Source organism: Fortiea sp. LEGE XX443, assembly GCF_015206815.1.
In the GTDB taxonomy this organism is placed as follows: Bacteria; Cyanobacteriota; Cyanobacteriia; order Cyanobacteriales; family Nostocaceae; genus Nostoc_B.
Window position 1 is genome coordinate 77,398 of record NZ_JADEXZ010000001.1, and the last position, 15,466, is coordinate 92,863.

Genomic DNA, 15,466 nt, shown 5'->3' on the forward strand with positions numbered 1-15,466 from the left:
TTACGTACATGTCACGAAAAAACGAACCACAGAGACACAGAGTAGACGGAGAAATAAGAGTTTGAGAGGTATTTTACGTAAGTCCTATCATTCAGTTAATCATAATTGTTAGATGAATTCGTAAAGAAAGCTGCTGGAATGGGTTTACCTGCAATTGTACTTCTAATGACAATGGCTACTACAGGTCTTACAGGATCTGCTGTAATAGCATCGTACCTAGTAATCAGAGTTATCTGTGCGTAAATCTTGCCAAAATCTAAATATGAGCGTGACTCACCGTGTCTGACGACACCGTGGGTTTTTCACCTGTTTTAACCATTTGCTAGGCATTTCTTAATCTAATTGGGATAGCGTGAAGCACTGAATACCAAATTAGTCTAATTGCGCGATGGCGTAACCGCCCAGCGTAGCTGATCGCCTAAACTGCGAAGTTTATCTTTGTGGTTATATTTTATTGCCCAATTGCGATCGCACACCTCACCAACTGACACAGCAGAGATTGTAAGTTTAATCGCAATCTTTGGTGACTAAAAGTTCAAATTGCTTCTCTAAATCCTGATTTATCTACCCCCAAAAATATGCAAGCAGGTAAAACTATCACCAACGTAGGATTTTTAGGACAGCAAATCTTTCCTACAGGCTTTATTCCCTCTGGTGCAGCAGGTGCAATTAATGGTACACCAGTAGCAGTCGGTGGTTTGTCTGGTCTAGCTTACGATGCTGCCAATAATCGTTACTATGTAATTTCGGACGATCGCTCAGAAAACGCCCGTTTTTATACTTTCACAGGCGATCCTGCTGCTGGTAGTGTAACTTTTACCAATGTTACTGGACTGAGAGATATCAACGGGAACCTCTTTCCAGCATTGAGTTTAGACCCAGAAGACATTGTATTAACTAACAACGGTACAGTTTTCATTTCTTCGGAAGGAGAAGTAAATCCTGGTGCTGGACGGGTGATCAATCCGTTTGTGAGCGAATTTTCCCTCAGCACAGGCCAGCAATTGCGTTCCGTTAGGTTGCCGGAGGCATCGCTTCCTGTCCCCACAAAATTTTTGCCAGTAGTCGAAGATACCAATGGCGACGGCATCATTAACGCAGGTGATACGCAAACATCCGGTATACGGAATAACTTAGCCTTTGAAAGTCTGACTATCACACCAGACCAAACAACTTTATTTACCGCTACAGAAAACGCCCTCTTCCAAGATGGGGCTGTTGCTTCCGTTTCCACTGGTACGCCGACGCGCATCCTGCAATACAACTTGGCCACGGGACAGCCAACAAAAGAATACCTATATGTCACTGAAGCAGTCGCAGATGCACCACTACCCGCTAATGGATTTAATACCAACGGCTTAGTAGATTTACTGGCTATTGACGATCGCGGCACATTACTGGCTGTAGAACGTTCCTTCTCTGTCGGGCTTCCTGGTACAGGCAATACAATCAAAATTTACGAAATTTCTCTCCAAGGCGCAACCGATATCAGCAGTATCGAATCACTCAACAGTTTGAGTCCAGAAGAATTAGCCGCAATTCAACCAGCCCAAAAGCGCTTGGTGTTGAATTTGAATGATTTGGATTTACCAACTGGATTGGACAACATAGAAGGTATAGAATTTGGCCCCAAACTAGCAGATGGTCGTCAGTCAATTGTTTTGGTTAGTGACAACAACTTCAGCGCCACTCAATTTACGCAAATTTTGACGTTGGATGCAAATTTAATTCCCAGCGTTGTACCAACTGTCGAAACTCGTCCCGATTTATTAGATGATGATATTGAAGCTGCGGATGCAGATGACCCAGCTATTTATGTCAACGCCGACAATGCCGCTGATAGCTTAGTATTGACTTCAGTAAAAAATGCTGGACTGCGGGTTTACAACTTGTCCGGGGAACTATTGCAAGAAGTGAATCCCGGTGACATTCGCTATAACAATATTGATTTACAATACGGCTTCAAATTAGGTGATAGCACAATTGATATTGCCGTAGCCAGCGATCGCGAAAATGACAAACTGGTAATCTTTAAAATTAACCCCAACCCCTCAACCCCTGGTGAATATTTAGAAGACATTACCGATAGTAGTATTGGTACTCTCTTCCAAGCACCGCCCTTTGAACCACCTTATATATCAGACGAACGCAGTGCTTACGGGTTGGCATTATACCGTAGCCCTGTGACCAATGATTACTATACCTTCGTTAGTCGTCGGGAAACTGGAGATGTTGCCCAGTTCAAACTTATCGACCAAGGTAACGGTAAAATTGGCGCAGAACGAGTGCGGGAATTTAGCATTCCGACAGAAGAGGGTATTGATCCCCAAACTGAGGGGATGGTAGCAGACCAAGAATTAGGCTACCTCTACATTGGTCAGGAAAATGTTGGTATTTGGAAATTCGAGGCCGAACCCTATGCCAGCAATACAGGTACACTGATTGATCAAGTCCGGGCTTTGGGTGGTAATAACCTGACCGACGATGTGGAAGGACTAACTATTTATTATGGTAAAGATGGTCAGGGCTATCTCTTAGCTTCCAGCCAAGGCGATAACACATTTGTTGCTTACACCCGTGAAGGCAATAATCAATTCATCGGTAGCTTTGCTGTCGGTAGTAACGGCTCAATTGACAGTGTACAAGAATCCGATGGCGCAGATGTTGTGAATGTGCCTTTAGGCCCCAACTTCCCCTCTGGTTTATTCATCACCCAAGATGGTTCTAACGATCCCGCCGTACTTGTGGAAGATGACGGTGAACTCGAAAACATCAACACCAACTTTAAGTTTGTACCTTGGGAAAACATCGCCAACGCTTTCCCGGAAGCTTTAGTAATCGATACCACCAGCTACGATCCGCGCAATCCCGATACTTCTTTATTTGTCCCCAGAGTCACACTCAAGGGTTTTGCTTCACTTCCAGCAGATACCTTTGCCGAAGGGCCACGATCTGGTAGTGCAATTACTGGAAATACTAACGGCCGGAATGTACCATTTGCTGCTCAACCAATCCAAGGGTTTAGTGGCGTACAGAAGGCTGATAATGATTCCTTCTATTTCCTCTCTGACAACGGCTTTGGTAGCCAAAACAACAGCGCAGACTACCTGTTGCGGATTTATCGCGCCGATCCGAGTTTCCGGGGTGCAGAACCAGGGGGTAACGGTAGCGTCAATATTTTGGATTTTATTCAGTTATCTGACCCTAACAACAAAGTTCCTTTTCAGATTGTCAACGAGAACACCAGCGATCGCCTGTTAACTGGTGCAGACTTCGATATTGAATCCTTCGTGATTGCGGAAGACGGAACTTTCTGGGTTGGCGATGAGTTTGGCCCCTATTTGCTGCACTTTGATGCAACTGGCAAACTGTTAGATGCACCTATTCCTACACCCAACATCACCAATCTCAATACTTTGGATGGTCAACCACCAATTGTAATTGGACACCGAGGCGCAAGCGGTGAACTACCAGAACATACCCTTGGTGCTTACATGTTGGCGATCGCTCAAGGTGCAGACTTCATCGAACCCGACGTGGTAACAACCAAAGATGGTGTGTTGATTGCGCGTCACGAACCGAATATCATTAACACCACCAATGTTTTAGATCATCCAGAATTTGCTGATCGCCGCACCAAAAAATTTATTGATGGTATTGAAGAAGATGGCTTCTTCACAGAAGATTTCACCCTAGCGGAAATTAAAACTCTCCGTGCTAGAATTCAACCCAGTTTCCGCACCCAAGTATTTAACGACTTGTACGAAATTCCTACCTTGCAGGAAGTTATTGACTTAGTGAAGCAGGTGGAACTAGATACAGGTAAGCAAATTGGCATTTATCCCGAAACCAAGCATCCCGTTTACTTTGCATCGGTTGGTACACAGTTAGACGGTACAACACCAATCAATCAAGATATCACTGAGAAGTTAGTTGACCTCTTAGTTGCCAATGAGTTTACTGACCCTGCAAGAGTATTTATTCAATCCTTTGAAGTCGGCAATCTTAAGCAACTCAATGATGTCCTCTTACCGGCTGCTGGTATTGATTTACCGTTAATTCAGCTATTAGATGCTCGTGATGTCAGAGTTGATGGTTCCTTAATTGAGTATCAACCTTTTGATTTTCAAGTTAGTGGCGACCCTCGCACCTATGCAGACTTACGCACACCAGCAGGTTTAGCAGAAATTGCCACCTATGCCGAAGGCATTGGCCCTTGGAAGCGGATGATTGTATCGGTTCAAGGTGTGGATGCTAACGGTGATGGTGTAGCCGATGATGTTAACGGTGATGGTTTAATCAACGACGCTGATAAAACCTTAACAGCATCAACCACCTTAATAGATGATGCCCATGCTGCCGGCTTATTAGTACATGCCTATACCTTCCGCGACGAAGACCGTTTCCTGGCAATAGACTACAACGGCAATCCCCAGGCGGAATATCAGCAGTTTATCCAGTTGGGAATAGATGGTTACTTTAGTGACTTCCCTGGTACTGGTGATTTAGTGCGCGATCGCCTCACCGGAGAGTTTGTGCGATCGCCCCAAAATCCCGATGTCCTCAACCGCCAAGAATTTAACACCTTAAGTGGTAATGCACCCTTAGTTATTGGCCACCGTGGCGCAAGTGGTGAACGACCAGAACACACCATAGAAGCCTACACCCTAGCGATCGCTCAAGGTGCAGATTTCATCGAACCAGACTTAGTAGCTACCAAAGATGGACGTTTGGTAGCCCGTCATGAAAATGCTTTGGCAGTGCTTAACCGCGATGGTTCAGTCAACACGACTGTCACCAGCACCGACGTTTACCTCCGTCCTGAATTTGCTGACCGTCTAACCACTAAATTGGTTGATGATGTTCCTCTCACAGGTTGGTTTACAGAAGACTTCACCCTCGATGAAATCAAAACCCTGAACGCTATTGAACGGCTACCAGCATTGCGAGGAACTCGATTCAACAATGATGGGCTGAAAGTTCCAACTCTGGAAGAAATCATTGATTTAGTCAAACTCGTCGAAGCCGATACAGGCAAAAAAATTGGCATTTATCCCGAACTCAAACACCCCATTTACTTTGAGTCGGTCGGTAAACTCCTCGACGGCACAACACCAATCAACACCAGTTTGAATCAATTACTGGTTGACACATTAGTTGCGGAAAACTTCACCGACCCCAGCCGCATCTTTGTGCAATCCTTCGAGGTAGCTAATCTGCGGGAATTGAGACAAGAACTCTTCCCCGCTGCTGGCATTAATCTGCCCTTGATTCAGTTAATCGCTGGTTTAAACCAACAACCATTCGACTTTGTTGTCAGTGGCGACACCCGCACCTACGGCGACTTAATTACACCCACAGGACTAGCTGCGATCGCAACTTACGCTGTTGGTATCGGGCCAAGCAAACGCTCAATTGTCCCCTCCAACACAGTAGACCGCAACGGTGATGGTAGACCAGACGACCTCAACGGCGATGGACAAATCAGTGATGGCGATCGTATTTTGGGTACTCCCACAACTTTAGTCGCAGATGCCCACGCCGCAGGTTTGCAGGTACATCCTTACACCTTCCGCAGCGAAAGTTTCTTCTTGTCACCAGACTACAATGGCGACCCGACAGCAGAATACGAACAGTTCATTGAGTTGGGTGTTGATGCCTACTTCACAGACTTCCCCGGCATAGGTGATTTAGTCCGCGATCAATTTGTTGGACAACCAGCTGTCCCTAACCTTGGCGGTTCCAGAGGTTTTGAAGGTTTAGCCATCAGTCCCGACAGACAAACTTTGTATCCACTGCTGGAAGGTACTGTAGCTGGCGATCCTGTAGGTTCACTGCGGATTTATAAATTTGATGTCGCGTCAGAGCAATATCAAGGCTTGGTTGGTTACTATCAGTTAGATAACCCCAGCAATGCCATTGGCGACCTCACCGTAGTCAACGAAAATGAATATTTGGTCATCGAACGGGATAACAGACAAGGTAGTGCAGCACAGTTCAAAAAAATCTTCAAAGTTGACTTCTCCAAACGAGATGCTAACGGCTTTGTCGAAAAAGAGTTAATCGTTGACTTGCTGAATATTCAAGACCCCAACGACTTGAATAGAGATGGCAGTACGACATTTACCTTCCCCTTTGTCACCATTGAAAATGTGTTGGTGTTGGATGCAAACACCATCTTAGTTGCCAACGACAACAACTATCCCTTCTCCCAAGGTAGACCAGGAGATATCGACAACAACGAAATCATTATCCTGGAGTTAGACAAGCCACTGAATTTGGCTACCTCTGTCGGCATCACCAGTCCCAATCCCAATGCAGCAGAAACCGATTCCACCCCTGGAACTTTCCGCATTTCTCGCACAGGTAACACAAATAATGCCTTAAATGTCAACTACACCATTGGCGGTACTGCCACTAATGGTAGTGATTACGACAGCCTTACAGGTATTGCAACCATCGCGGCTGGTCAAACCTTTGTAGATATCTCCGTCAACCCAATTGATGATAATTTGGTTGAAGGTGACGAAACAGTAACTTTGACTGTGGTGAACGGAGACAATTATAACCTTGGCACATTTAACACAACTGCAACCGTCACCATTGCCGATAACGATCGCCCACTAGTCCAGAATCTTAACAGTGATGTCTTTACAATCAAAGGCAGTGGTGAAAAAACTAGACTGCAAGTAGACCTCACAGGACGTAATGCCAATCGTACAAACGAACTGGCCGTGTTTACCGTAGATGATGCTGAAGGCAGAATCGATGGTATCGCCCCAGGACAAGCAGGTTATACCCAAGCTGCTTTAGGTAGGGCAACAACAGTATTCTCCGCCGTGAATCGCGGCTTGAATCCATCTGATGTCTCCCGGCTGCTAGAATTTGAATCAGGCGATCGTCTCAGATTCTATGTTGTTCAAAATGGCACAACTGATGCTGTTCTGGCTGGAAATATCCCCCTCAACCGCGTCGTCTTTGCTAATGCCAATACCCAAAGAATCACCGACTTGGGCAACGACCAATTCTCCCTCGCGTGGGAATTTCAACGAGGTAATGAGCCTTTCCAAGATTTGGTAGTGAATATTCAATCTACCGACACAGTTTTACCCATCGGTACAACTTTGCAAGGTCAATCACAAGCCGAATTAATTGACTTACGTGATGTAACTGAATTAGTAAGAGCAGATTTTGTAGTAAGCAGAGATGCGGCCTTTAGAAACTACGTCAGTTTCTATCGAGTTACCGATGCTAATGGTGGCATTGACCTCAATGACGATGGTGTAGCAGATATCTTACCTGGACAAACTGGTTATACTGAAGCTGCTGTAAATGCGCGTGTGCCTGGTATTGACCTCACAGCCAACAATGGCACAGCAACTTTCACTGCAACTTTCCAACCAGGTGGTATCTATGCACCATTCCTTATTGCTAACGGCACACCAGAAGCAATTTTTGATAGCAACCCCAGCAATCCCGCAGTTTACTTCCCATTCTTAGGTGCGAATCCCACACAAGCAGACCAAATCTCTTTGTTAGGCAGTAACATCTTTGGATTTGAAGATTTACCAAGAGGTGGCGATAGAGACTTCAACGATTTAATTGTCCGCGTTGATTTGAGCATCGCCTAGAGTTTTTCGTGTAAAAACTCAGAACCCCGACTTTTGTGAGAAGTCGGGGTTCTTTTTGTTCACGAATAATTTAACGTGAATTCGACCTTAATGGGTGACAAGTTATCAAAATGAATCAAAGTAGTAAAAGTACCATTTTTGCATGTATATTTAGTGTTATGGCAACTGCCAAGGCCATTAGGACATTGTTAATTGCTCAAAGCCTTTAAAATTAAGTGGGTTTATACTCAGCACTTTGCTATAAAAGGAATAATTATCTCTGTCTCTTCTTAACTAACTTTAACTTAATAAATTTTCCGGCAAGCCGCGGAACATCATATAACTTACTAAACACAAGATTCCACAAATAACCATATTGGGGAAAGTGTTTAATTAACAAAGCATCAGAAATAATATGAAATCTAAGTGGTTTCAAAGCTGGATCTTTATCTATATATCTAATCTGCTCTGGTTTTGGCATCCAGTGACCGATAACAGCATCTTTCTCGAAAAAGTTAGCTTGTACAAATAAGCCAGATAATCGATCAAATCCACTTGATGGTATCCACGTTACTGCTCCTATTACCTTTGTTGCTTGTGATAGTTCAGGAAGCGCTTGCTGAATTAGATCATTTCGCCAAACAATGTTATTAAAATTTTCAACATGATAACCATCGTTATCTTCTCTAGTCAAGAATGGCCAGAAAAGATAACGCCAATCAAAGCTTTTGTCTAAAGGAGCGATGGGAACTTCTAATAAACCCTTGTAGTTACCTTTTTGGTAAGGATAAGGATTTTCTGGAGTTTTTTTGCATATTTCTAGTTGCTCAACATCTGGAATTTCTTCCCACGGTTGTTTGATGCGTTTTTCATCATTAATGTCAATATTCAGCTTTTGTAACCGCAAAATCCAACTTTCAGGAAATCTTTTAAAATATTTCGCTAATAATTCGCACACTTGGGGATGCACATAATCATCATCATCTAAGGCTAAAATATAGTCCCCTTGAGCATTAAGTAAACCCACAAACCTTTGTGGCATTTCACCTTTATAGGGGCTGATTAGTTCTGTTACTCTGGGATCATCTATATTTTTAGGTTTGATTGCTGGAGGATAAACTAGAATGAATTGCACAGAACCTTCAACTTTTAAAAGATTTTCTAGCCAATAGTTAGAAAATTTCCCTAAGGTAGGAGTAATAATAGACAGAAGTGGTTTATTATTCATCTTTTTTATTGAGAAATTTACAGAAATATTGCTTAATCAAATTATGATATTTTTTTAAATAAAATCAGCTTACATTTTAAAAAATAAAAGTTAAAGTATTATCGATTAACAAAATAATTGCATAAAAATATTTAGCGGTAAAAGGAGCAGAGAAATTTTATGCGGATATTAATGCTATCGTCCACATTTCCATATCCGCCCAGTCGTGGAGGAACAGAAATCAGAACTTTTAATCTACTTAGATACCTTCAGTATAACCACGATGTCACTTTGATTACACAAAATACTAAGGAAACAACATTTACTGAGATAGAGGAATTACGAAAATATGTAAATGAATTGATTGTTTTTCCCCTACCGCCACAACCCCAAGAAAAAAATGCGATCGCTCGTTTATTCGGTAAGACATCGCGCTTTATGGAGTCAGCCTTAAAAGCTACACCACCAAATGTTCTACACCGCTATTCTCCAGAGATGCAAGCTTGTGTTGATGATTATGTCCGCTTAAGTAAGTGTGATGTGATTACATGTGAACATAGTGTAAATGAAATTTATATTAGACCAGAATTCCGTAACAGTGTAAATACGGTGGTTGATGTCCACAGTTCAGTATACGGCTGGATGCGTGACCATTTGGAAATGGGTGCGGCTCAAAATGCACTGCGCGATCGCCTTTATCTGTCTCTGATTCTCAAGCGCTACGAGCAGCGTTACTGCAATAAATTTTCCAACATTGTAGTCACCACAGAAGACGATCGCCAAGAATTCCTCAAACTTCGTCCTGATCTAGAAATCGAAGTTATTCCCAACGGTGTAGATTTAGAACTGTTTCCTTATCGCCACCAAGATCCAGGCGGATATCGATTAATCTTTGTCGGAGCGATGGATGCGTCACATAATATTGATGCAGCCCGTTTTTTTGCTGTGGAAGTCTTACCTAAACTGCAAAAACATTATCCAGACACCACCTTTAGTATTGTCGGCGCTAGACCTACCCCAGAAGTTTTAGAATTGAACAATATTCCCGGAGTCGTCGTGACTGGTCGTGTGTCTTCAATGGCAGAATACTTACATCAGTCTACTGTTTGCGTTGTACCGCTCAGAACTGGCTTTGGGATTAAAAATAAAACCTTGGAAGCAATGGCTGCTGGTGTACCAGTAGTAGCAAGCGATCGCGGTTTGGAAGGATTAGCTGTAGATATTGCTAATCAGCCATTACGTGCTTTCAGAGCAAATACGCCAGCAGAGTACGTCACAGCTATTAGCCAACTATTTGATCATCCACAACTGCGATCGGAATTGTCTCATAACGGTAGACAATTAGTAGAAACAGAATTCACCTGGGGTATCGCCGGAAAACTTTATGAACAAGTTTTACTGAAAAGCAATATTTCCATAGCATCCATAAATCATTTGTAAACAACAAGAACCCCGATTTTTTGAAAAAATCGGGGTTCTGAGTCAAGTAAATAAAAGTGCTGTTTTATTGTTGCATCGAAGGCGAAGCAAAAATTCTGCTACTTATGGGAATACGGAACTTAGATTGAGTATTAGCTTGATTATCACTAACAGGAGTTGTATTTCCTAAATTTTCTGAAATGATAGTTGATTTAGTATTTGCAGAATCATCTGTATTAATTATTGGCGATCGCTCATTATTATTCTCATTAGAAGAGACGTTCTCTGCTGAAATATTGTTATTTATTTCACTGGCTCTTCTGGCAGTTTGAGCTTGACATGGAATGCTGATAAAATGAAAACCTGTGCTTAATAGCAGTATTAACAGAGTAAAGTTATATTGCTTCATTGGATGATGGTTTTTTTATTAAGGCTAGTACAAGTTGCGTCATGCTCTGAGCCTAAAATTCTGATTTATATCTTCAGGATAAAGACAACATTATGTTGCTGTTTTAAAATCAATTACATTAAATAATTTCATTTAATTAGCAACTAGAAAATTAGACAATAAACACACACCGTTCTGATAAATACTGTTGTTTTATAGAGCCACACAACGCAACTATCAGTAATATAAAGGCTTATTTGCCAAGAGCTAAAGAGGAAAATTACTGATTTTTTATGTTGATAATCTTTATAAAAGTTTGAATTAATCACATATTTAACGATAAGAATAAACCAAATATATAAAGTTTAGATAAATTATAATTTTACATATATCTGACCAATGAAAGCTTAATTAAGCTAAAGGAAATAAATGGATATTAGCTGTCTAGATAGGGATTACAAACGAAACTTTAAAAGCATTTATTAAGCCTTTATATTTATGATCTACTTTTTAGTTACAGCGATAGCATTAAGGCGCAAGCTACGCGAACAGACTGAAGTTTAAGGCTATAAAAACTAAACCCGCCTGTACGGGTTTTGAGGTAGTCCGAGTCCGTGTAGGCGGACTTTGTTTGTGTAGCCGCGATTTCCAATCGCCTGGTGTTTCTCTTTTTTTACTACAGGTAAGGCTATACCTACGGTAGTAGTGGCTTTATTCTTTCGATAGAAGCTAGGGGAAAAAGTAATCCGTATCGTTAATCTAGGTGAATCAGAAGTGCATAAACAATATTAATGTACTAACAATTTCTCGAATAGACAGAAATTTTTGCATGAAGTGATTTAGGAAAATATAAATTATGTTGAAAAAAATGCTCTTAAAGAGTGCAGAGCGATCGCAGTTTTTGTTTAATCTTAGATATCAGAGTTTTTAGCTAAATGCTAAATTTTTGTCTCAAGGCTAAAAGCAATGTAAGTAGGTCGGTGTTAAAAATTGTCGTTATGACAAGGCAGGAGGCAGAGGGCAGAAGGCAGAAGGGAAGAGGTTTTCAAGCTACTTTACTTTCTGTTACATAGTTCGGTTTATTTGCACCTTTCTACTTATACCAGTTAGGTGTAAGATAATTTTGGGCTAAATCTGTGTTAATAAATTATTCTCAAGATAATATCTACATTTAATAATATGCACAATTAAATAAAATGAGAGTATCTTAATTGATAAGCTACCTATTATGTGTTTAGTTGCAAAACTCGCACAAAATAGAATTAATGAAAATATTTAGAATGAGTCTAGCAGTAATTCCTGCTGAGACAAAGCATGACAATGCGGTTTAGCTTACTACATTATTATGCTTTATAAGATTTTTGAAGTGTGGTAACTTTGTTAAATATTTGCAAGCGAATACCAGGAATTAAAGGTGAATATAAAAGTATTTATCCAAAGTTTAGAAGCCTTGCACAAACCTCTAGCAGATTTGTATCAAACTGCTAGTGTTTTGCCTTGGATTCCTCCAGATATGCTACCACAAGCTTTTCAAGAACTTTACAATACTTCCAAAATGGTACAGTTAGCAACAGAAGAACTGTATCAGCAAAACGAAGAATTAAAAGAAACACAAAATTTACTAGAAACCGAACGCCAAAATTACCAGGATTTATTCGAGTTTGCACCAGACAGTTATTTGGTCACGAATACAGAAGGGATTATTCAAAACGCTAACATTACTACTGCTAAATTGCTGAATATTTCCAAACAGTTTCTGATAGGCAAATCAATAATTAACTTTGTCTGTCTAGAAGAACGACAGCATTTTCGTAAAGAACTTAATGAGCTATATCATGTAGATAGAGCCAAGGAGTTAGTCATGCGCTTGCAAGAATCTCATGGCGAATACTTTGACGCAGCTTTAACAGTCACAGTGTTGCGGAATCAACAAGCTCAAGCTACATATTTACTTTGGCTACTGCGGAAGATTTGCGATCGCCAGCAAACAGAATTACAATCAGCCGAGAATTACAGTGATTTCATTCAAAATCGTCCCATATACAAACATGCTAAAGGTGAAACTATTCCTCTCAATACTTCAGTTATTTGGTATGTTTGTCGAGGTTGGGTCAAACTTAGCACCTTTAGCGAAAGCGGCGAAGAAATTTTGCTAGGCTTGGCAAAAACACAAATGGTATTTGGCTCTAGTCTAACTTCTCTATCTATTTACCAAGCTATAGCCTTATCAGATGTTGAGTTAGTACCAATTTACGTATCAGAAATAGCTGTAACGCCAGCACTCAGTTATATTTTGTTACCAAAACTCAATCAGCGTTTACAACAGACAGAATCATTTTTAGTTATCTCTAAAAAGCAATTGGTAGAAGACCGTTTGCACTATTTATTAGAGCTTCTAAAACAAGAAGTTGGTGAATCTATAGAGGGTGGAACTCGCTTAAGCGTGCGCTTCACTCATGAAGATATAGCTAGTGCCTGCGGCACTACCAGAGTCACAATCACACGATTATTAGGCAAATTACAACAACAAGGTTTAATTACTTTTGATTCCAAAAAACACATAATATTGAATAATTTAAAATCAAATTAGCATGTTTCCTCAAGTTGAAACTCAACGCCTTAGCCTACGAAAATTTGCTGAAGCAGACTTGGATGCTTATGCTGATATGTGCGGTAATTCAGAGGTGATGCGCTATATCGGTACTGGTAAACCTTTATCTCGTGAGGATTCTTGGCGAAATATGGCGATGATAGTTGGTCATTGGCAACTGCGTGGTTATGGGATGTGGGCAGTTGAAGAACGCCAAAGTGGTGAAATGATTGGTCGAATTGGCTGTTGGCAACCAGAAGGCTGGCCTGGGTTTGAGATTGGTTGGTCGTTGCGCCGGTCTTATTGGGGATGTGGCTTTGCGACAGAAGCCGCAACAGCAGCAATGAACTATGCTTTTATACAACTACAGCGATCGCATATTATTAGTTTGATTCATCCCCAAAATCTAGCTTCTGTGCGCGTAGCCCAAAAACTAGGCGAAAAACTACAAGGGACAACAGAAATCTTCGGAACTGAAGTGCTAGTCTACGGTCTAAGTCAGGAAGATTGGCAAATAATGTAGAAATATCATCAAGTGTTATGTCCAGCCAACGCCTTGTGATATTGTTACCCGAACAATATAAAGTATATTTCATACTACCCTGCGGGAAGCCACCCAAAGGGTGTCTACATACTTTACACTTCATACTTGATAAGTGACATTGGACAGTATATCTCCATCATCAGGCTATATCTTGGCTTTGGACTTGGGTACAACAGGCAACCGGGCTTTTGTGTTTAACGCCGCTGGTCAAATTGTTGGGCAAGCATATAAAGAACTAACGCAGTATTATCCGCAACCAGGCTGGTTAGAACATGACCCTGAAGAAATTTGGCAAGATACATGCTGGGTGATGCGAAATGCGATCGCCAATGCTCAGATTTTTCCATCAGAAATAGCCGCCTTGGGATTAACTGTACAGCGGGAAACTTGCTTAATTTGGGATAAAAACACTGGTAAACCCCTACATCCAGCCATTGTTTGGCAAGACCGCCGCACTGCACCACTTTGTCATCAATTACAAGCACAAGGTTATGCACCAGAAATTTGCGATCGCACTGGGTTGGTGGTTGATGCTTATTTTTCGGCTACGAAGTTGAGATGGTTATTAGACAAAGTTACAGGCGTTGACTTAAACAATGTTTTGGCAGGGACTATTGACACTTGGGTATTGTGGAACTTAACAGGAGGGAGAGTCCACGCGACCGACCACAGCAACGCCAGCCGCACAATGTTAATGAACCTCAAAACCTGCGCGTGGGATGAAACATTGTTGCAAATCTTCCAGATTCCTCTGCAAATTCTCCCCCAGATTCAACCCAGTTTAGGCAAATTTGGCCTTACTGATACGGCCTTGCTGGGTGTAGAAATTCCCATCACCGCTATTTTAGGCGACCAGCAAGCAGCGTTGTTTGGTCATGGCTGCGATCGCCCCGGCTTAATGAAATGCACCTATGGCACTGGTAGCTTTTTGGTGGCTCACACTGGCTCACAAATTGTCCGTTCTCCAAATCAACTGATTTCAACTCTGGCATGGACACAAGTCAACCACAGCGGTAATTTAGATATTGGTTATGCCTTAGAAGGCAGTATGTTTACTACTGGTGCTTGTATCCAATGGTTGCGTGATGGTATTAAACTCATCAATACTGCTGCCCAAACCGAAGCAATGGCTAACCACGTTCCAGATAATGGTGGAGTATACTTTGTCCCTGCCTTTAGTGGATTGGGCGCACCGCATTGGGATATGAATGCCAGAGGAGCTTTTTTTGGGATTACTGCCAGCGTTCAACCCCAGCATTTAGTTCGTGCCGTTTTGGAAGCGATCGCCTACCAAGTTGTGGAAGTAGTTCAAGCTATCAATGCTTGTTCTAATACCCCAATGGGGCGGTTAATCGTTGATGGTGGTGCTTGTGAGAACAACTTTCTCATGCAATTCCAAGCTGATGTCTTGGGTATTCCCGTAGAACGCCCGAAAATGCGCGACACAACCGTACAAGGTGCAGCGTTTGCCGCCGGTTTAGCGGCCGGATTTTGGGATAATTACACAACATTGGTCAGTCAAAGGCAAATAGACCGCATCTTTGAACCTGATCAAGATAAGAATAATGCCGTAGTGAACTTCACTATTTGGCAAAAAGCAGTTCAGCGCAGCCTTGCTTGGGCAGAGTAGCACTATTGAGAGCAATGTTATTGCTACGGAACTCTCAAAAGAAGCTCAACTCAAGCTAGAAGTGATACAAAGCTTGCT

Annotated in this window: 6 protein-coding genes and 1 pseudogene; 5 read left to right on the plus strand and 2 right to left on the minus strand. The window is 41.8% G+C overall.

Translation table 11 applies throughout. From position 1 onward, the window contains the following. Positions 1–581: 581 nt before the first annotated feature. A pseudogene (locus IQ259_RS00395) lies at positions 582–7,631 on the plus strand (phytase); the annotation flags it as partial. Positions 7,632–7,884: 253 nt separating this feature from the next. Here the strand turns inward: IQ259_RS00395 and IQ259_RS00400 are convergent. Next, on the minus strand, positions 7,885–8,838 hold the full coding sequence (locus IQ259_RS00400) for a glycosyltransferase (RefSeq protein ID WP_193879180.1): 954 nt from the start codon (positions 8,836–8,838) through the stop codon (positions 7,885–7,887). Positions 8,839–8,997: 159 nt separating this feature from the next. Here IQ259_RS00400 and IQ259_RS00405 point away from each other — a divergent pair, with 159 nt between their 5' ends. Further along, the gene (locus IQ259_RS00405) at positions 8,998–10,257 is read left to right on the plus strand and encodes a glycosyltransferase family 4 protein (RefSeq protein WP_193879183.1); all 1,260 of its coding nucleotides are present in this window, start codon (positions 8,998–9,000) and stop codon (positions 10,255–10,257) included. 64 nt (positions 10,258–10,321) lie between these two features. Here the strand turns inward: IQ259_RS00405 and IQ259_RS00410 are convergent, their stop codons facing one another. Continuing rightward, positions 10,322–10,645, minus strand: a complete 324-nt coding sequence (locus IQ259_RS00410) for a hypothetical protein (protein WP_193879186.1) — start codon at positions 10,643–10,645, stop codon at positions 10,322–10,324. A gap of 1,393 nt (positions 10,646–12,038) precedes the next feature. On the opposite strand from IQ259_RS00410, the gene IQ259_RS00415 reads away from it, so the two are divergent. The 3 genes from IQ259_RS00415 (at position 12,039) to glpK (ending at position 15,388) form a co-directional block, all read left to right on the plus strand. Beyond that, complete coding sequence (locus IQ259_RS00415) at positions 12,039–13,214, plus strand: helix-turn-helix domain-containing protein (RefSeq protein ID WP_193879189.1); 1,176 nt, start codon at positions 12,039–12,041, stop codon at positions 13,212–13,214. 1 nt (position 13,215) lies between these two features. After that, on the plus strand, positions 13,216–13,737 hold the full coding sequence (locus tag IQ259_RS00420) for a GNAT family N-acetyltransferase (RefSeq protein ID WP_193879192.1): 522 nt from the start codon (positions 13,216–13,218) through the stop codon (positions 13,735–13,737). 139 nt (positions 13,738–13,876) lie between these two features. Next, positions 13,877–15,388 (plus strand): glycerol kinase GlpK, encoded by a 1,512-nt coding sequence (glpK, locus tag IQ259_RS00425; protein WP_193879195.1) that lies wholly within the window; start codon positions 13,877–13,879, stop codon positions 15,386–15,388. Positions 15,389–15,466: the final 78 nt, after the last annotated feature.

Coding starts and splice junctions, on each gene's coding strand:
- IQ259_RS00400 (WP_193879180.1), bottom strand. CDS start 8,838: ATGAATAATAAACCACTTCTGTCTATTATTACTCCTACCTTAGGGAAA.
- IQ259_RS00405 (WP_193879183.1), top strand. CDS start 8,998: ATGCGGATATTAATGCTATCGTCCACATTTCCATATCCGCCCAGTCGT.
- IQ259_RS00410 (WP_193879186.1), bottom strand. CDS start 10,645: ATGAAGCAATATAACTTTACTCTGTTAATACTGCTATTAAGCACAGGT.
- IQ259_RS00420 (WP_193879192.1), top strand. CDS start 13,216: ATGTTTCCTCAAGTTGAAACTCAACGCCTTAGCCTACGAAAATTTGCT.